At 35.7% G+C, this 17,780-nt stretch carries 21 protein-coding genes; 7 read left to right on the top strand and 14 right to left on the bottom strand.

Features of this window, described 5'->3' with window-relative positions; translation table 11 throughout:
- Positions 1 to 160: 160 nt before the first annotated feature.
- Both J7E67_RS29930 and J7E67_RS29925 read right to left on the bottom strand, forming a co-directional pair.
- Positions 161 to 1,087, bottom strand: coding sequence for a TIGR03943 family putative permease subunit (locus tag J7E67_RS29930; RefSeq protein ID WP_214718744.1), 927 nt, complete (start codon positions 1,085 to 1,087; stop codon positions 161 to 163).
- Between the two features lie 10 nt (positions 1,088 to 1,097).
- The gene (locus J7E67_RS29925; protein ID WP_214718743.1) at positions 1,098 to 2,105 is read right to left on the bottom strand and encodes a permease; all 1,008 of its coding nucleotides are present in this window, start codon (positions 2,103 to 2,105) and stop codon (positions 1,098 to 1,100) included.
- Positions 2,106 to 2,330: 225 nt separating this feature from the next.
- Between J7E67_RS29925 and J7E67_RS29920 the strand changes: the two genes are divergently transcribed.
- On the top strand, positions 2,331 to 3,266 hold the full coding sequence (locus J7E67_RS29920; protein WP_214733404.1) for a metal ABC transporter substrate-binding protein: 936 nt from the start codon (positions 2,331 to 2,333) through the stop codon (positions 3,264 to 3,266).
- Between the two features lie 59 nt (positions 3,267 to 3,325).
- On the opposite strand, the gene J7E67_RS29915 is transcribed toward J7E67_RS29920, so the two are convergent.
- The 3 genes from J7E67_RS29915 to J7E67_RS29905 all read right to left on the bottom strand — a co-directional run bounded on the left by J7E67_RS29915 (position 3,326) and on the right by J7E67_RS29905 (position 5,931).
- Positions 3,326 to 4,174 (bottom strand): TIGR03943 family putative permease subunit, encoded by an 849-nt coding sequence (locus J7E67_RS29915; protein ID WP_214718740.1) that lies wholly within the window; start codon positions 4,172 to 4,174, stop codon positions 3,326 to 3,328.
- 12 nt (positions 4,175 to 4,186) lie between these two features.
- Entirely contained in the window at positions 4,187 to 5,074 is an 888-nt protein-coding gene (locus J7E67_RS29910) for a permease (RefSeq protein WP_214718738.1), read from the bottom strand.
- A 230-nt stretch (positions 5,075 to 5,304) separates the two neighbouring features.
- A complete protein-coding gene (locus J7E67_RS29905; RefSeq protein WP_214718736.1) occupies positions 5,305 to 5,931 on the bottom strand; it encodes a metal-dependent hydrolase in 627 nt (208 codons plus the stop codon).
- 234 nt (positions 5,932 to 6,165) lie between these two features.
- Here J7E67_RS29905 and J7E67_RS29900 point away from each other — a divergent pair, with 234 nt between their 5' ends.
- Positions 6,166 to 6,540 carry a DnaJ family domain-containing protein gene (locus J7E67_RS29900; RefSeq protein WP_214718735.1) on the top strand — a complete coding sequence of 125 codons (375 nt, stop codon included), beginning with the start codon at positions 6,166 to 6,168 and terminating at the stop codon, positions 6,538 to 6,540.
- Between the two features lie 43 nt (positions 6,541 to 6,583).
- Here J7E67_RS29900 and J7E67_RS29895 read toward each other — a convergent pair whose 3' ends face one another.
- The 3 genes from J7E67_RS29895 to J7E67_RS29885 all read right to left on the bottom strand — a co-directional run bounded on the left by J7E67_RS29895 (position 6,584) and on the right by J7E67_RS29885 (position 8,851).
- Positions 6,584 to 7,147, bottom strand: a complete 564-nt coding sequence (locus J7E67_RS29895; RefSeq protein WP_214718783.1) for a YitT family protein — start codon at positions 7,145 to 7,147, stop codon at positions 6,584 to 6,586.
- A 133-nt stretch (positions 7,148 to 7,280) separates the two neighbouring features.
- On the bottom strand, positions 7,281 to 7,607 hold the full coding sequence (locus tag J7E67_RS29890) for a hypothetical protein (protein WP_214718734.1): 327 nt from the start codon (positions 7,605 to 7,607) through the stop codon (positions 7,281 to 7,283).
- A gap of 71 nt (positions 7,608 to 7,678) precedes the next feature.
- Entirely contained in the window at positions 7,679 to 8,851 is a 1,173-nt protein-coding gene (locus J7E67_RS29885; RefSeq protein WP_214733403.1) for an MFS transporter, read from the bottom strand.
- Between the two features lie 318 nt (positions 8,852 to 9,169).
- On the opposite strand from J7E67_RS29885, the gene J7E67_RS29880 reads away from it, so the two are divergent.
- Positions 9,170 to 9,310 (top strand): hypothetical protein, encoded by a 141-nt coding sequence (locus J7E67_RS29880; protein ID WP_214718732.1) that lies wholly within the window; start codon positions 9,170 to 9,172, stop codon positions 9,308 to 9,310.
- A 196-nt stretch (positions 9,311 to 9,506) separates the two neighbouring features.
- On the opposite strand, the gene J7E67_RS29875 is transcribed toward J7E67_RS29880, so the two are convergent.
- From J7E67_RS29875 to J7E67_RS29860, 4 genes are all read right to left on the bottom strand, one after another.
- Complete coding sequence (locus tag J7E67_RS29875; RefSeq protein WP_214718731.1) at positions 9,507 to 11,144, bottom strand: PhnE/PtxC family ABC transporter permease; 1,638 nt, start codon at positions 11,142 to 11,144, stop codon at positions 9,507 to 9,509.
- Position 11,145: 1 nt separating this feature from the next.
- Positions 11,146 to 11,898 carry a phosphonate ABC transporter ATP-binding protein gene (locus tag J7E67_RS29870; RefSeq protein ID WP_214718730.1) on the bottom strand — a complete coding sequence of 251 codons (753 nt, stop codon included), beginning with the start codon at positions 11,896 to 11,898 and terminating at the stop codon, positions 11,146 to 11,148.
- 14 nt (positions 11,899 to 11,912) lie between these two features.
- Positions 11,913 to 12,812: a putative selenate ABC transporter substrate-binding protein gene (locus tag J7E67_RS29865; protein ID WP_214718728.1), complete on the bottom strand. Its 900-nt coding sequence runs from the start codon at positions 12,810 to 12,812 to the stop codon at positions 11,913 to 11,915.
- A 203-nt stretch (positions 12,813 to 13,015) separates the two neighbouring features.
- Entirely contained in the window at positions 13,016 to 14,569 is a 1,554-nt protein-coding gene (locus tag J7E67_RS29860) for an ABC-F family ATP-binding cassette domain-containing protein (protein ID WP_214718726.1), read from the bottom strand.
- A 162-nt stretch (positions 14,570 to 14,731) separates the two neighbouring features.
- On the opposite strand from J7E67_RS29860, the gene J7E67_RS29855 reads away from it, so the two are divergent.
- Positions 14,732 to 15,211: a hypothetical protein gene (locus J7E67_RS29855; RefSeq protein ID WP_214718724.1), complete on the top strand. Its 480-nt coding sequence runs from the start codon at positions 14,732 to 14,734 to the stop codon at positions 15,209 to 15,211.
- 137 nt (positions 15,212 to 15,348) lie between these two features.
- On the top strand, positions 15,349 to 15,567 hold the full coding sequence (locus J7E67_RS29850; RefSeq protein ID WP_214718722.1) for a spore germination protein: 219 nt from the start codon (positions 15,349 to 15,351) through the stop codon (positions 15,565 to 15,567).
- Positions 15,568 to 15,673: 106 nt separating this feature from the next.
- Here the strand turns inward: J7E67_RS29850 and J7E67_RS29845 are convergent, their stop codons facing one another.
- Positions 15,674 to 15,892: a GerAB/ArcD/ProY family transporter gene (locus J7E67_RS29845; RefSeq protein ID WP_251027092.1), complete on the bottom strand. Its 219-nt coding sequence runs from the start codon at positions 15,890 to 15,892 to the stop codon at positions 15,674 to 15,676.
- Positions 15,893 to 16,315: 423 nt separating this feature from the next.
- On the opposite strand from J7E67_RS29845, the gene J7E67_RS29840 reads away from it, so the two are divergent.
- Together J7E67_RS29840 and J7E67_RS29835 are read left to right on the top strand one after the other, a co-directional pair.
- Positions 16,316 to 16,516, top strand: a complete 201-nt coding sequence (locus tag J7E67_RS29840; protein WP_214718720.1) for a hypothetical protein — start codon at positions 16,316 to 16,318, stop codon at positions 16,514 to 16,516.
- 109 nt (positions 16,517 to 16,625) lie between these two features.
- Positions 16,626 to 16,859, top strand: a complete 234-nt coding sequence (locus tag J7E67_RS29835) for a hypothetical protein (protein ID WP_214718719.1) — start codon at positions 16,626 to 16,628, stop codon at positions 16,857 to 16,859.
- Positions 16,860 to 17,326: 467 nt separating this feature from the next.
- On the opposite strand, the gene J7E67_RS31995 is transcribed toward J7E67_RS29835, so the two are convergent.
- Complete coding sequence (locus tag J7E67_RS31995) at positions 17,327 to 17,455, bottom strand: hypothetical protein (RefSeq protein WP_285290747.1); 129 nt, start codon at positions 17,453 to 17,455, stop codon at positions 17,327 to 17,329.
- Positions 17,456 to 17,780 lie beyond the last annotated feature (325 nt).

Genomic DNA, 17,780 nt, shown 5'->3' with positions numbered 1-17,780 from the left:
GACGTGGAAAGGTCCAGAATTTGCGTAATAATAGTCAAAGGATAGGTCTAAATTTTGCTCTTACGAGCAAAAATCCAATAAAAAGGCATCGAATGGGCTCATTCGAATGCCTTTTGTCTACAATCTGAAAAGAGACGACAGTCTCTTTTTTTTTGTGTGTTTAATCAATCTTCACTCCAACATCAAATACATAAGGCTGCTTTGGAGCAGCAATTTTTAAAATCTGCTTTATTTTTATCATAGGGATCGTACCACCATCATATTGGGTTTGCCCAATCAAACCAGTTACTTGTACCCATTTATCTTTCGGTAAGGCTGCTATATTACCACTTGCCATAATTCCATAAACTGAAGCATCTGCAACACAACAAGAAATTCCAAATCGCGCAACTATGATTTGATTTTGCATGAAATTCTTTTCCCTATAAACAAACCCTTTTGTTGAAACCGTTTTACCAATCATACTTGGTAGATTATCTTGAATGATACTCATCATTGGGACATAAAGCTGTTCATTAATATTTATTATCTTTGACTTTAACATGTCATTTTTTAATTTGTCGTATTCCTTTACTGTTAATGGCTCAGGTTGATTATCGAGAGAATAATTGGTATTTGATGTGGAATTCGTTTTATTCTTATCATTTGTAGCATTTAATTCTTCCGATTTATTATTGTTTTTAACCGTCTTGATTTGATTTGTATCTTGTGAATTTGATCCAAGTTTAATGGTTCTGTTCATCGCCACGGAGCTATCCAGCACATTGTTTGCAAAAAGAAAACCAGTGCTTATAGGAATAACAAATAATAAATAAAGCAATAGACTTTTACCTATTGAAGTAGGATAGGAATGATTCCCGTCACAATCACAATGAAAAGAATGTTTATGATCCGAAGTTCCTCGGATAATCAAAAGAACACCCAGAATAAGTAATACAAATAGAGTAAAGTAAATAAAACGAATCATTTTCGGTGCAATCAGAAGTGTAATATTACCAGTAAGAAGTAATTTGAATAAAAGTAACATAAATCCAATCAAAATGATTCCTCTGATTAGGTGGTGGAAGGTATCATTTGTATACTTCATAATTCATCTCCTAAATAAAAAATAGCTGAAATATATAGACTGACAAATAGACGACGACTGGAGTTACTATTAGTATGAATAGTACAAACCGTTTCTTAAAATACCCGAACAACATTAAGGTGTTTTTAATATCAATCATTGGGCCGAAGACTAGAAAAGCAAGGATTGATCCTTCCGTAAAGGTAGAACCGAATGAAGAAGCAACAAAGGCATCCGCTGAAGAACACACCGAAAGAACATAGCCAAACCCCATCATAACCACTGGTGCTATGTGTGTGCTTGTCCCAATGGATAACAGAACATTGCGGTCTAAAAAAGTCTGAAATAAACTTGCAAGGAAGGCTCCTATGAATAAATATTTTCCAGTATCAAATAATTCATCACTTGCATGATATAAGGTTTCTAAAAGTTTATTTACTTTTTTATGGTGGTGATGATGGTCATCATGAGGACCATCTTTAACTGTTTTAAGAATATTTTCCCCCTTAAATCGTCGGTAAATGATTAATCCAATAATGATTGAACTAATAAATCCTACAACCATTCTGGCATTGGCAATATAGGGCGTACTCTTAAAAGCAAAGTAGGTAGACGCATAGACGACAGGGTTTAAGATCGGAGCACTTAGCATAAACACAACGCCTACGTGGGATGGCATGCCTTTCTTTATTAACCTGCGAACCACAGGAACGATGGCACATTCACAAATGGGAAAGATTATTCCTAGCAATGCAGCGGGTATGACGGCTAAATAGGGATTACGAGGCAACACCTTTCGGATTGCATTTTCAGAAACAAATGTTTGAATAATCGCTGATACAAATACTCCTAATAAAATAAAAGGAATAGCCTCTAAAATAATACTCAGGAAAATCGTATTGATATTTAAAAATGAACTTGGGATTCTATTAAAAAAAGAGATATTTTTAATTTCCTCAGCAAAAAGAAAGAGAATCATGAATAAACCAAATAATAGAATACAAAAGATATCCTTTAGCAGCTTATTTAAATAGGCCATAGCAAATTTCCTCCTCAAATCTATCATCCCATTCATATTGATATGCACTTATCTGAGAATATTTCATTATATTTCATATTGACATAAATAATGAATCGTTATAAGATACAATTCGTAACCATTACGATTTGTTAAATCTAATAAACTTATATTATATGGAATAATTATTCATTTTAAATCGTAATAATTCCTAATTAAAAACTATTATGGAGAGGAAAAAAGATTATGAAAAGACTTCTATGCGCTTTAATTATTTTGCTTATGGTGATAAGCGGCTGTTCCAATGCAGTTCAGACAAAAGGAAAAAAAGGTAGTGAGGGAACAAAAAAATTACAAATTGTCACCACGTTTTATCCGATGTACTATTTTGCCCAAAAAGTGGCTGGCAACTCAGCAAACGTTGAACTATTAGTTCCGAACGGTGCAGAACCGCATGATTGGGAGCCCACTGCAAAGGATATGGCTAAAATTCAAGATGCAGATATGTTTATATACAATAGCCGATACTTTGAAAGTTGGACTGAAAAAGTATTAAAGAGTATTAATGATTCAAATTTAAATGTTGTAGAAGCTTCAAATGGGATTGAATTGATGGATGCACTAGAATCAGAGGAAGAGGAGCATAATTCTGAGCATGCGTCTGCCAAAGACCCGCATGTTTGGTTATCTCCGGTTTTAGCTCAGCAAGAGGTTGAAAATATTGCTAAGGCTATAGAAAAGCTAGATCCAAAAAATAAAAATCAGTATGAAAAAAATGCAGTAAATTTTAAATCCCAACTTGCCGATTTAGACCACTTATACCAAGAGACAATTAATCAGGCGAAGAAAAAAGAATTTGTAACACAACATGCAGCATTTGGATATTTAGCAAAACAATACGGGTTAACTCAAATTCCGATAGCTGGATTATCCCCAGATGTAGAACCAACCCTAGGGAAATTGAAGGAATTAGCAGAAGTAACGAAGAAGAAAAATGTAAAGGTAATTTATTTTGAGGGTCTTACTTCTTCTAAAGTGGCTCAGACATTAGCTAATGAAATAGGTGCTAAAACTGAAGTTTTAAATCCATTAGAAGGATTAACTAAAGAAGAGCAAGAAAAAGGGTTAGACTTTATAGATGTTATGAAAAACAATCTTGAGTCATTAAAACTATCATTTTAGAAATATAAATAAAAAAATGACCTATTCATCTGTGGAATAGGTCATTTTTCGTTAATAAATTAATATCCCCTAAAAACATACTCTTCTTTAGGAGCAGAAGTAGTCGACCAATCTTCTACCTTTAAATAGGGAATGTTGGTTTTAAAGGGCTGATAATAGATTGTTGATATTTTACCTTTTACTGTTACCCATTGATCGTTTTTCAATTTCGTGCCATCAGGCATTTCCACTAGCATTCCAAAGACACCTGAATCTGCAATACAATGAATTACACCAAATCGGAACACAAACAGCTGGTTCTTATTGATTGTTTCTGAATCATTGAAGACAAATCCTTTAAACTCGATATCTTTTCCAAGAAAATCACCAGGGAAGTTATAAATAGTTTCCATACCTTTTAAATAATTCTTATCGTTTAAAATAATCGTTTCTTGATTAACATACTTTTTCTTTTCCTTTTTCATTAACACATCATAATCATCTTTCCCATAATACACACTTGTATCTGGACGCAAAAATTGCTGTTGCATAAAGGAATCGCCTTTTCCTTCATCGTAAATGGGAAAATGAAATCCTTTTGCTTTTACAATATTTGAATCAAGTGTGGCAATTGGAAAAAATAAACCTGAAATAATTGGAAAGGCGAAAATTGGATATATGAAAACTTTTTTATACCATTTATTCTCTTTTGAATGGTTATGCCCACAATGATCATGATCACAGCCAGCATCTTTTGACTCGCCTTTACTGAGCATAAAGATTTGGACAATAGTTAATACAAGTAATGCATAACCAGCAGTTGCAGAAAGATAAGAATATTTCATGTTGATATATTTATTAATATCCCCTGTAAGATGCATTTGAAAGATTAAATAAGTAAAACCAATTAATATTAAGCTTCTTATCATAGTTCCCACTCCTTAAAACAACAAAGAGTATACAAATACAACAGCGAAAACGGTAGAAACAATCATAAAAACTAGCCGCTTTTTAAACGTTGCAAGCATCATCATTAAATTTTTTATATCCACCATTGGCCCAAACACAAGAAACGCTAATAATGAACCAGTTGAAAATGTCGTTCTAAAAGATGAAGCGATAAATGCATCTGCTTCGGAGCAAAGAGAAAGAATAAAAGAGAGAGTCATCATCACGATGGAAGATGATGCTTGTCCCTGACCAATCGAAACAAGAGTCGATGTCTTAATATATGTTTGAACGGCTGCGGCAATTAGTGACCCGATAATTAAATATTTACCCATTGAGAAAAATTCTTCAACAGCATGTTCCAAGGTCTGCCAGATCTTTTTGAAAAATGGGGTCGATTTTCCATCCGAATGGTGAATATGGAAATGCTCTTTAAAAGGGCTCCCTTTATATCGAAAAGCGATCAAAATTCCTACTACAATAGCTACAATGATTGCTCCCAACGCACGGTATAACGCCATCTTCCAGTCACTGCCAAATGCAATAAAAGTTGCAAACAAGACAACAGGATTGATGATCGGTGCTGTCAGCATAAAGGCGATTCCCGCAGAGATTGGCACTCCTTTTGAGACTAGCCTACTGACGATTGGAACAATCCCACATTCACAAGAAGGAAATAAAATACCTAAGAAACTTGCAAAGATTACAGCTAATACTTTATTTTTTGGCATGATTTTTGCAATCATTTCTTCGGTAACAAATATTTGAATGATCCCTGAAATTAGTACACCTAATGTGACGAATGGCAGGGCTTCAATTAAGATCGAAATAAAAATGGTATTCATCTGTAAAAAAGATTGCGGTAAGGATATACCAAACATCGTAGTCCTCCTATATTCAAGACTCATGGAAACTACTATACTCTCATCCTATTTATTAGTCCAACGAAAAATCTGGAATAAGTTATATTTATTACCCATGCGTTATTTAAGTACTAAAAAAGGTCAACCATAAATATCTGGCTGACACAATGAAAGGCATGGGTACTTTCTTCAAAATATAATCATTACTAAATAACCTGATGTACGAAAAAAAATTTATTGCTACTTTATTAAATTTCTTTCGATGAAACAGGTAAAAAAAGCTTAATCCCTCGTTTATTGAATGGTAAGATTTTAAAATCTGCAATCAAATGACTTATGTATCCAGCAAGGCAGGTGTAGAAAACGCCGTCAATTCCTAGGGATCTTTCTAATTTGGAAGCAATAATTCCGAAGAAAACAACCCCTAATATGGAATGGGTATAGCTTCGGTGTGAAACTAGAGACGCGATTAAAATATAAATCCCAAGCAGTATTAACCAAATTTCAGTTAAGGAGAATCCGCCTGCAATTACACCGATTCCTGTGATCGTTAACATGTGCTTTTGCTTGATCAATGAGGCTGCAATCATCAACCCTATTCCGATCCCTAAACCAATCCACTTCTCTCTAGTAGTTCCTTCATAAAAACTATAAAAGACCATCATTATTCCAATTAACTGTGCCACTATCCGAATCACCTTATGAGATAAGGTGATTTTACCCCGAAGCTTCCCGTCTATGTCGAGATCGGGGATTAAGCCTGAAATACCACCTAATCCGACTAGAAAGAGTGTGGTTGAAGGGGAGGTATGGAAAGTGTTCGCAACTATAAAACCTGTTGCTGCTCCTATTGCTGCATGTGCCGTTCCGTTCACTTTTATTTCACCTCTATATGTTATTTATGGTATTTTACAAAACACCACAACATATTTAATATACTATAAAACATTTGTTCTGTTTAGAGGGAAGTTAAATTTGTTTTAAGCAAAATATATTTTGATTAGAGTCTTTTTATAAATCAGATAAAAATCGAATCATGTTGTAGTTTGTTTTGTCATTCTGTATAACATTTACATAGGGTAAAATAAAAATAAAAAGGGGGACTTGTCTTGGACCTATTTTCAAGAATTGCAGAAGATAAAATAAAAGAAGCGATAAAAAATAAGGAGTTCGAAAATCTACCTGGATTGGGAAAACCATTGGATTTGAAAGATGAACTGCCAGGGATGAGCGCTGAAATGAAAATGGGTTATCGCATCCTTAAGAATGCTGGGTTCATTTCAGATCAAGTAGATTTACGAAAAGAAATGATTACATTAAATGATCTAATTTCTGTTGCAACAGATGACGAAGAAATCAACAGGTTGCAAGAAAAATTAACGCGAAAAAAACTGCAGTTTGAAAAAGTGATGGAACAAAGAAGAAAAAATACCAATGTACGATTTGGAAGCTATGCGGAAAATATATATGGAAAGATGAAATAAAAAGATTATGACAAAGTAGATAGAGAGTTAGAACTTACTCTAATCAAAATGCATCCCGTTTAGAATTCTTTACCAGTAAGGATGTAATGAATCCAAAAGAAAGAATTGTTAGTATTGAATAGAAGAAACTTTGCGATCCGAGCACTTTAAACCCCGATAATAAGACTAAACCATCGACAATCAAGATAATGATTCCGATATTAAAAGAAAAGGATTTCGCTAAGAAATGCGCTAACAATTCTGTACCTCCTGTGCTTGTCTGATAGCGAAGCATTAATCCAACACCAAGTCCGCCTAGTGCTCCACCGAATAATGCACTTAAAATAATGGGAAGTGGAAAATGATTTTGTAAAGGAGCCAGTATATCAATAAAAAATGAGGAAACCATTAGACCATGAAAGCTACTGTAAAAGTAGTCACGTTCTCGGAACCATGCATATATACACAGAGGCATACTAAATAAAATTACACATAAGCCCGTTTGAAAATCGAAATAATAATGGAGAATGAGTGATAAGCCGATGATCCCGCCATCTAGTAAATGATGAGGGATTAAAAACGCATTAACCCCAATACCTATTAATAGGCTCCCAATTAAAATAGCCATCAACTTTTGCAGGATACCTCACCTTGCCCTATTCCATTTGTTTGAGTACTTAACTTTTACTAAACCTACATCCACGGATATGGGAAAAGCGATAAATCTTCTCAACAACAAAGACCGCTGACATTAGCGGTCTTTATTGTTGATCATCATCCCAATATTGCAGTGTATCTGTTTTTCCAGTAGGCTCACTCTTTAGTACATTCCCATCTTTGTCTTTATAAACCTCATACTCCTGGTACGTTTCTACGATATAGCCATCCACTTTTTCGATTTTCTCTAGTTTTTCCTCCAATACTGGAATATCGTTTGAAGGCTCTACTTCTACTGGCTGTGCCATCACAGGTTGATCGGCTGAATAGGCATAGTCTTTATTAATAATTGAGTAGGGTGAATCAAGATAAGCAGCAAATCCTAAGGTTACCAACAGGAGACAAATACATATAAAGTTTTTTAATTTCATAAACTGGGCTCCTTTTTACTTACATCCTCGTAACCCATTTTATGCATGTCCTAAAAACATATGCCTATTGTTTAGTTTTGAATATTGGTTGATTTCACTGCAGCCAGCTGTGGGCGGAAAAGTAAAAATAGAATAAATGCTGCAATCGAAATAAGCGCGCCTAAAATATACGGGAGGCCAATCGCCATGGAAAACAACCATCCTCCAAGTGGCGGCCCAATAATCCGGCCAAGAGAGTCAAAGGAAGATAAAAGGCCAGTTGAACTTCCATAGCCTGCGCTTGATGTCTTCGTAATTAGAGAAGAGACACTTGGCCGAATAACACCATTGCCTAAACCGAAAATCGTTAGATAGAGGGCTGCAGTTGCAAAGCTATTCACCAATAAAATCAACCCAAATCCAAGGGCTGAAACAATGATTCCTCCCTGAATTACGATCCTCTCGCCGTATTTCTTCGTTAATCTGCCTACTAGACCACCTTGGACGATTGCACTTGCAAACCCCATGATCATAAATATGTAACCAAGTTGTGTTGCTCCTAAACCAGCCTTTTTAGCGGCAAAGTAGGCAAAAGTTGCTTCCAGACCGGATAGGGATAAGGAAATCAATAATTGCACTAAAAATAGGACGGAAACAGCCCCACTAAATGCTTTCCACAAGGATGGCTTTTCTTTGATGAGCTTTCCTTTTTTTGGAGCTGATTCTTTTAGTAAAAGAAAAACAAGAAACAATGTAATAAACGAGGATCCACTTGCAAGATAAAAGGGCATACTCAAGCTGAATTTTGAAAAAATACCACCAATCGCTGGACCGAAAACAAAGCCTAGCCCTGTTGCCGCTCCGACAATTCCCATTCCTTTGCCGCGATTTTCCTCCGTAGTAATATCTGCAACATAGGCCATAGCGGTCGGCATATTGGCAGATGAAAGAAATCCGCCGATAATTCTTGCGGCAAATAGCATCCAAAGCTCTGTAGACAAGGCTTGAATCAGGAAGGATAAACCAAGTCCAGCAATTCCAATCATCATGACCGGTTTGCGCCCAATTCGGTCGGAAACTTGCCCCCAAATTGGAGCGAAAATAAGTTGCATGAGCGAATAAACTGCCATTAATAATCCTAATTCGGTCGGATTTGCCCCAATTTCTTCGGCATAGAAAGGTAAAACTGGAATGATAATTCCAAATCCCACCATCACCAAAAACATAACTACAAATAAAATCGGTAAAGCGGACTTTGATTGCAAAGAATTTTCACTCCTAGATGACTTTTGAAGTCGTTGATATTACTTACTTCTTCCTATCAATAGGATAATGGAAATGTTCGTAGAAATACAAGCCTCATTCATCAATTATTTCCTTTGATGGAAATAGTATGCAGTTATGCTGGATATTGTCGAATTGGTAGGAGTATAAGGATAATGAACAATTCAATAAGTAAAAATATTGGAAAAATATCATATTAATGGAAAGAGATGAATGCTTTCAAAACGAGTGGAATGCATAATTTCGCGCGAAAGATCTTCAGTTGGGTCTTCTAAAGTGGAAGGGTGCAATCATATTTTTTGACATGGAAGGCAAATGGCAGGATCTCGACTTATGAGGAAGCAGCAGAAATGGTCACCACATATGGACGTCATTTTGATGGAGGAAAGCTGGTTAGAAAAGCACAGCAGCCGAAGGATACTAATAAGAAACCAAGCTAACTAATGGTTTATCAGATGCTTAGAAAAAAGATAGCGTTAATCGTGCAAGCTGCTAGCAATTACTAGCATACTTATAAAAATGACTTGTGGACAAAACTAACCTCGGAAGCTAGAAAAGGGCCAGCAGAAACTATAAGGAAAAATACTAATTGAAGCAAAAAGAACACCATTCCATTTTAGGAACGGTGTTCTATATCTATTTTACGGATTTTCTGGTGCTTTCTGAAGCAAAGTCAGCGATAACGACTAGAATCATATAACAAAGAAGTAACAGTGTGATTTCTGTATATTGGAAATAACTCATTGCGAGTTTAAACTCCATACCAAGGCCGCCTGCTCCGACAAAACCAACAACAATCGTTGTCCTCATAATGACTTCCCAACGATATAAAATATAGGTAAGAAATCTAGGTAAGACACTTGGCAAGATCCCGTAGAAGAAGATCTGGATTTTGGAGGCACCTGCGGATGCTAAATTACGGATCGGTCGAGGGTCCATATCCTCAATTACCTCAGCCCAAAGCTTACCGAGTATTCCAAAGTTATGGAGTGCAAGTGCGATTGCTCCTGGCAATAACCCTGGTTTAAAAATAAAAATAATCATCATGGCCCAAACCAGCTCAGGAACGGAACGCGAAAAGATATAAGTAATCCGAATAATTCCATAAAGAATCCAATTATACAAATGCTTTGATGAAGTTAAACTACCGTTTGCAATATTTCTTGCTGCAGGAATAACAGTTAAGAAAGCAGCAATCGTCGCAAATCCGATGGCCATGATACTCATTTCAAGCGTCTCAAGTGTAAGCTTTAACGCAGTTGACCAGCTTTTAGCATTAAGGAAAGCAGGATGCTTATCATTTAAACCAATAAGACTGCCAAAAAACTTCTTCGCATATTCGATATTTTTATCTGACAGTAGTTCAAATAACTTAGCATTCTCACCTACGATAATAAATACCCAAGAACCGATGACTAATAGCATAACAAATAGGGAGGACCGCCAACCAGAACTGAAACCGCTCCTACGTTTACTGTCAGTTAATCCTTTTCTCACATAATTACTCCAAATATCCACAAAAAAGACGAGAGCAATCAGGAAAAATACATATGCCCATACTTGATCATATTTCAGATCAGCGAGCGATAATTGAATTTGATAGCCTAAGCCTCCGAGTCCGATAAAACTCATAATGGCCGAAGAACGAATCGCACACTCAAAACGGTACATTGTATAGCTGATCATATCTGCCCAAATCAATGGGAGGTAGCCATAAATAAGGATTTGAAGTCTTGAGGCACCGGTAGATTTTAATGCTGTGATGGGCTCCTCCGGTACATCATTTAACATATCAGCAAAAATACGGCCAAGAATTCCTCCATATGGAATAGCAAGAGCAAATATAGCCGCATAAGGGGAAAGACCTACAGCGGCAACAAAAAGCCATGCCCATATTAACTCATGAATCGAACGAGTAAACCCTAAAACACCCCTGAAAATTACTTTAGATGTTAAACGAGCAACCCTGCCTGAGGTTAATGTTCCAGATGCAAGAATCCCTACAATCAGTGCATAAACTACAGCAAGAGACATTCCAGCAACTGCATAAGCTAGTGTAATCCAAGCAGATTCGAGACCTTTGATCAATACTTCTGTCGCCAAATCAGGTTGAATTATGCCTTCAAATATTTGCATCATCGTCGGAATTCCGCCGGCATGGAATAGGTCAGCATTCCAATGAATCGAAAACAAGCTCCAAACAAAAACTGCAATCAATAGTAATGTAAGAATGAGGCGATTATACCTACCAAATACTGATTTTCGTCTCAACATCTTAACCTTGCTCCTTTAGTCGATAAAGGTTGGCTAACAGTTCATCCGTCACTTTTTCTGTTGGCAAATCAAAAAGCATTTCCCCATTTTTAAGAGCGATGATTCTTGTAAAATATTTACGAGCATATTCGACAGAATGCAAACTGGCAATTAACGTTTGTTTTTCCTCAGAAACGATTTTTATTAACATGGCTAATACATCCTCGGCTCTTGCAGGATCTAGAGACGCTACTGGTTCATCAGCCAAAATTACTTCAGGTTTTTGGACCATTAATCTCGCCATCGCGACACGCTGCTGTTCGCCTCCAGATAAAGTGGAGGTAATTTCGTACATCTTATCAGTAAGACCAACTCTTTCAAGTGCTTTTAAGGCGATTTCTTTTTCTTGTGGCACAAGTAACGACAAGAGGGATTTGAAAAGGCCCCATTCAGCTAATCGTCCAGCCAGGACATTATGGATAACCGGGATCGAGCCAATCAAATCAAATTGTTGACGTATCACACCAACCTTTTTGGCAAATATATGCCCTTTTTTATAGGATGATATCAGTTTGCTATCAATCGATAGCTCACCATTTTGGATGGGTACTAGTCCAGCAATTGAATTTAATAACGTTGTTTTACCTGCACCGCTCGGTCCAATTAACGCTACCTTTTCCCCCTGCAAAATAGAAAAAGAAAGGGAAGATATGGCTATCTTCCGCTCAAAGTGTTTCGATATATTTTTTGCTTCAATTATTGTTTTTGAAGTCATGTCTACGACACCTACTACTTAATAATCTGTAATTCTTTTGCTACTTGTTCAATTTTTTTGTAATTATCGTTATTCGTTTCTACAAAGCTATCTGTTTGGAATAAGTCCGCAATTTCCTTTTGCTGGCCAGAAATCGATAGAAGGGCGTCTTTTACTTTTTGCTTTGAACCTTTACCAAAGACTTCTTCCACATTGCTATTGATTGTCCAGTTATAGTCATAGTAAGCAGGAGTTGTATAGAATACTTTAACTTTTTTCGTATCAACTTTGCCTTCTTTTACAGCTGCTTCCCAAACTGCTTCATTTAGTGCACCTGCTTTAAAGGCACCGGATTCAATTAATTTGTAGGTTGTATCATGGGAACCGGAGAAATTAGGTTTGCCGTCAAAGTCTGTATTGGCATCAATTCCAGCCTCTGATAAATAGTAACGTGGCATTAAATGCCCAGATGTTGAACTTTCACTGCCAAAAGTAAATGACTTTCCTTTTAAATCTTCAAGCTTTGTGATATTTTCTGATGATTGGGTGATAAATACAGAATGGAACTCAGCGTCACGTGGACGTTGCACAATTGACTCTGCTTCAGGGACAAGGTTTCTAGCCTGTACACTTGTTAAACCGCCAAACCAGGCCATATGAATTTCACCGCGTTGAAATGCAGTAACTAGTGCAGCATAATCAACAGACGGTACAAATTCAACTTTCATACCAGTCTTTTCGCTAAGATATTTAGCAACAGCCGTCATACCTTTATCTAAATCTGCAGCATTCTGGTCAGGAATCGCCCCAATTTTAAATACTTCATTCGTTGTCGTTTCTTTCTTACCTTCATTTGTATTCTCATCACTTTGCCCACAAGCTGCTAATGAAAATACAAGAATAGCAATTATGATGACAGAAATCCATTTTTTCATTAATAATTACACCTCTATAATATATTTTTAAAAACTTAGAATTGCTAAACCTTATATATTATAAGTGAAGTATATGTAAAGATAAATTCAAATTATCTATTTGTTCTATAAAAATCCATCGGTTATTTAGATTGAAGTGTGGTAGGTAATGAAAATATAGAAAAACCCCTGCCGCTAGAGCAGGGGAATTAAACAATATTTCTTTACACTGTCTGTTGTGACCATTCTTCAACATTCCATACTTTTGTTACCCAATCTTCATAAAAGTCTGGTTCGTGGCAGACAAGAACGACAGTTCCTTTGTATTCTTTTAAAGCACGTTTTAGTTCTGCCTTTGCATCAATATCAAGGTGATTAGTCGGCTCGTCGAATAGGATCCAGTTACTTTCATTCATCATCAACTTACAAAGTCGGACCTTGGCTTGTTCTCCACCGCTTAGCTGATTCATCGGTCGAGAGATGTGATCATTTTTCAAACCACAGCGGGCAAGAGCGGCACGCACTTGATTTTGATCCATAGATGGGAATGCATTCCAAACCTCGTCAATCGGAGTAATGCCGCCTGCTTTTACTTCCTGTTCAAAATAAGAAGGGAAGAGGAAGTCGCCACGTTCAACCTTGCCATTGATCGGATCGATTTTACCAAGCATCGTTTTTAAAAGGGTGGATTTACCAACCCCATTACAACCGATGATAGCAACCTTTTCGCCACGTTCTATGGTCATACTCATTTTCGGTAATAGTGGTTCAGAATAGCCAATTTCTAAATCCTTAGCCTCAAAAACGTAACGGCTGCTGCTGCGAGATTCTTTGAATCCGAAGGTAGGCTTTAGCGCTGTTTCTGGACGGTCAATCCGTTCAATCCGGTCCAACTGCTTTTGACGGCTTTTTGCACGGCCAGTAGTCGAATAACGAGCTTTATTTTTAGCAATAAAGTCTTCTTGTTTTTTAATGAATTCCATTTGTTTCTCATAAGCATTAATATGCTGATTCTTATTAATTTCTGCTAACTCTAAGAATTTCTCATAGCTTGCTGTGTAGCGTGTCAGCTTCGAAAATTCTAATTGAAAAATAACATTGGATACTGGATTCATGAATTCTGTATCATGAGAGATTAGGATAAACGCATATGGGTATTCTTTAAGGTAAGAAGTTAACCAGCGAATATGTTCAACATCAAGGTAGTTGGTCGGCTCATCGAGCAGAAGAACTTTTGGTTGTTCCAAAAGAAGCTTAGCAAGAAGAACCTTTGTTCGCTGTCCGCCGCTAAGTGCTGCGACGTCACGGTCTAAACCAATTGCATCAAGTCCCAAACCGCGTGCTGCTTCCTCAATTTTTATATCTAATGAATAGAATCCGCCAGCGTCAAGGACATCTTGGATTTCACCCATTTTTTCTAAAAGAACCTCTAGCTCTTCAGGTGAAGCATCTGCCATTTGAGCGATTACTTCATTTAGTTCCTTTTCTTTTTCGAAAAGAGGGAGGAAAGCATCGCGAAGAACGTCACGCATCGTTCTTCCTTTTGTCAGCACCGTATGCTGATCCAAATAACCGTAATGAACACCTGGTGTCCATTCTACACGACCGCTATCATGAATCAATTGACCAGTAATAATATTCATTAATGTTGATTTACCGACGCCATTGGCACCGACAAGTCCCACATGGTCTTCAGCTAATAATCGAAAGGAAACGTCTTTAAATAAAGTACGGTCTCCGAAAGTATGACTTAAATTTTCTACATTTAGTAAACTCATTTTTTGTAATCCTCGCTTCGTCAAGAATTAATACATTAGTACATCATACTAGATTTTTAAGGATTCGACTAGATTTTTGATGAGAAAAACACTGTAATTTTATTGGAAATAGTATAGGATGCCTAACTATTTGGGTATTTTAAATATAAAAAGGAAAAAGATATGATTGGATTACTAATTGCTATTATTACATTTAATTATTTTGCTTTTAAGAAAAATAAAATTCTAAATGGTAATCAAATCGTCCATGTTTGGACATTCACGATGGCCTTTCAAGCCCTGTTTGATATTTTTGTTGAATTTAGATACCACGGATACTGGTATTTTGACAAAGAAATCGATTGGGCGGGATTGCTTCCACATATATTCTTAGTTCCTGCAGCTAATATGATTTTTTTAAATTTGTTTCCTCATAAATCAAAAGTTATTAAGCAATTTTTTTATATTATTATTTTTGTCATTGCCATTTTAATATATGAAGTCATAACCTTGTTGCCTCCTCCATGGGGATTCTTTCATTACGGCTGGTGGAAACTCTGGCATGCAGCTATACTTGATCCGTTTTTACTTCTTATCGTATTAGGATTTTATAAGTGGATTTGTAAGTTAGAGAGGGATGCATGCAAATCTCCAAAAACTTAATTATGAAAAACTAATGGGCCGCACACGTGGCTCTTTTTGAAATTAAGAAGGATTAAAAAAATAAATAATGAAAATGCTTAAACATCCGAATAACCTTGTCCATATAATAGTAAATAAGCGTGGAAGGGGGTAATAGTTTGGCGACCAAACAAGAGGGAATTACTATAGGGACCATTTCTGGAGGGATCGTAAACTTTGGTGGGGCATTTATTATTTCTCCAGTCACGGTAACAAATTCAAATTCCGATTCCGGTAGTGATAATACAGGCACTGATATTACGACCCGCACTGGTTTAAGTTCCACAACGAAAAGAAACATAACTGAACTCTTAGAAATGATTAAGGCGATGCTTTGAATAGCATCGCTATTTATGATACTAACTTAATAAGCTTTTCTGGCGTTTCGTATGTATGAGATGCTCAGTAGCATAACCGGAATAAAACGTCCGATCCAATTTCCTGTTATTTTTTGAACATAACTCGTAAAAGGAATATCCGGATAAAACATAAACAGACGGTGGTAAACGAGGAAGAGTAATAGACCAAAATTAATCCAAGTGAAACCGCAATCCAAGTATCTTGTTTGGCTTCCGCTCCTAATCCAAAAAGAATAGCACTACCCATTTCAAACAATGTTACGAGCACAAAGAGTTGAGAGCCGCTTATTTTTGCCTTTTCCATGTCTAAACCTCTCTCCGTTAACGCCAATAAGTAAAAATAACTCAATCAAATGAAATCTCAGTTTTTTTATTCACTGTTCAGGATCCATACTAAAAGTATTCCCTCATTATTTAAAAAAAGGCATACATTTCCTAAAACAAAACAAAAAAAGTGGATACCCGATGTATCGACTTTTTTTTGTTTTGCGTTTTACATAACAATTTTCCCAACAAGAATAGGCAGAGAACACACAGAAGCATGGATAAAGTTGCTAAGTCACAATAGATCTAGGGAGGTATTAAAAAAAAATGGCGAATACGACTGATTAAAGTCCTGCAAAAAATTAAATAAATTCTACTAACCTGAAATTTTTCCCAATGGAAAATTAGTACAATTAAAATATTTTGAAAAGGTAATAAGTACCAACCAGAGGGAGGGAATATTGTGCATGTAGCAAATGGTAAAATTGTATTAGATTTATCCATTCGAGATACGAACTTAGAAAATTTATTAATATTAACAAAGGGAATCAATAAATATAATATCGAACTTTATGAGATTGATATCTTAACCAGCTCAGGGAAAGTGTATAGTTTTAAGGTAGATAATGTTGTTGTAGAATGGGTTGGAATCTTTGAAGCGTAGATTACATGTGAAAAATAAACATTTAATTAAAAATTTGGAAAAATTAGGTATTGCAAATGTAAAATATATAATATATTTAAATTAAAGTTCATCCATTGGGAGGAATATTATGGTTCAATTAACTCCATTTATGTACACACCGCGTTATGCACCAGATAAACCTTTTCTTGTTTATTCTGTGAATTGTGACAGTCCTGAAACAACAATTGGATTTATACAAGGGTGTTGGAAATGTACTCATTGTGGAAAAGGAAATCAATTCAGATTTTATGTTAATTCTAAAAATAGACACTTAGCCAAATGTCCAGATTGTAATGAAGAGTTTGTTACAATTGAGGAATAAGATTGAAATCTATCAAAATGATGTTCAGACCTCTAAGTATAAGAATAATCACAAAGTTGATGCGTAAAGTTGAATGGAAATATCTCTCTGATGATTAAGTAATTCATAATTTGAAGTATGAAGAAAGAGGATGGAAAGGAGAAATAATTCAATTTTGAATTTTGATATATTTAAGAGTGAGACGCAAATATGACGAACCAATTATCAGGTTTCGTCTGCTTTTCTATTACCTATATTCAATTTTTATTTGTTCTTTGGCAATTTGATAGTATCAAATTGCCAAAGGACAAAGTATACTACACAATCTCTAGTCTGCAAGTATAAATTAAAATCCAAGAAAATGATTTTAAGAAGGTAAAGCAATTTCAAAACATCTTAAAACGTCAACTGACAAACATGACTTAATTTGAATGAACAATTAGTCTGAAAAGAGGTGAAAAAAAAGCCCTTAATGAGCCTCCTAATAGTTAATCTAATTCAATTTTCTTAACATTTAAGAAGTTTTTAATACCAGTTTCAACAGTGCCTAGTTTTCTATCAATATAACTATGAGGTTCTGATGTTTCTATATACCCTTCTAACTGTTGTTCAATCACATCACACAGCATTCCTGATATTCGACATAAATGGTCAATTGCATTAAGTAATTGAAGTTCAGTAAGCCCCTGCGTTTGATCTAGTTTGATAATGAGTTACTTGATAGAAGATATGATTAAGTCTTTGGTCTAATACCCTCATGTCATCAATCGTAAATTTTTCCTTTAAATTTGCCATAGTAACCATACCCCCTAAGAATATTTACAGTATAAAGTTATCAGATTGGTAAGGTAAATAGAATACAATGTGATGTTTCTTTACGTGAAGTTAACATTTTCTTTAACTAATAAAATTTGAAAGTCCGGAACACTTTAAGCAAGAACT

The organism is Bacillus sp. ISL-46, from assembly GCF_018613205.1.
Note: the sequence above shows the minus strand (reverse complement) of the source record. Positions and strands in the feature narration are given on the sequence as shown.

What these genes read in the sequence shown, in the direction of transcription:
- J7E67_RS29845 (WP_251027092.1), bottom strand. Translation starts at nt 15,892, where the DNA reads ATGGAAAAGGCAAAAATAAGCGGCTCTCAACTCTTTGTGCTCGTAACA.
- J7E67_RS29875 (WP_214718731.1), bottom strand. Translation starts at nt 11,144, where the DNA reads ATGTTGAGACGAAAATCAGTATTTGGTAGGTATAATCGCCTCATTCTT.
- J7E67_RS29920 (WP_214733404.1), top strand. Translation starts at nt 2,331, where the DNA reads ATGAAAAGACTTCTATGCGCTTTAATTATTTTGCTTATGGTGATAAGC.
- J7E67_RS29910 (WP_214718738.1), bottom strand. Translation starts at nt 5,074, where the DNA reads ATGTTTGGTATATCCTTACCGCAATCTTTTTTACAGATGAATACCATT.
- J7E67_RS29930 (WP_214718744.1), bottom strand. Translation starts at nt 1,087, where the DNA reads ATGAAGTATACAAATGATACCTTCCACCACCTAATCAGAGGAATCATT.
- J7E67_RS29835 (WP_214718719.1), top strand. Translation starts at nt 16,626, where the DNA reads ATGGTTCAATTAACTCCATTTATGTACACACCGCGTTATGCACCAGAT.
- J7E67_RS29925 (WP_214718743.1), bottom strand. Translation starts at nt 2,105, where the DNA reads ATGGCCTATTTAAATAAGCTGCTAAAGGATATCTTTTGTATTCTATTA.
- J7E67_RS29855 (WP_214718724.1), top strand. Translation starts at nt 14,732, where the DNA reads ATGATTGGATTACTAATTGCTATTATTACATTTAATTATTTTGCTTTT.
- J7E67_RS29890 (WP_214718734.1), bottom strand. Translation starts at nt 7,607, where the DNA reads ATGAAATTAAAAAACTTTATATGTATTTGTCTCCTGTTGGTAACCTTA.
- J7E67_RS29860 (WP_214718726.1), bottom strand. Translation starts at nt 14,569, where the DNA reads ATGAGTTTACTAAATGTAGAAAATTTAAGTCATACTTTCGGAGACCGT.
- J7E67_RS29865 (WP_214718728.1), bottom strand. Translation starts at nt 12,812, where the DNA reads ATGAAAAAATGGATTTCTGTCATCATAATTGCTATTCTTGTATTTTCA.
- J7E67_RS29895 (WP_214718783.1), bottom strand. Translation starts at nt 7,147, where the DNA reads ATGGCTATTTTAATTGGGAGCCTATTAATAGGTATTGGGGTTAATGCG.
- J7E67_RS29915 (WP_214718740.1), bottom strand. Translation starts at nt 4,174, where the DNA reads ATGATAAGAAGCTTAATATTAATTGGTTTTACTTATTTAATCTTTCAA.
- J7E67_RS29870 (WP_214718730.1), bottom strand. Translation starts at nt 11,898, where the DNA reads ATGACTTCAAAAACAATAATTGAAGCAAAAAATATATCGAAACACTTT.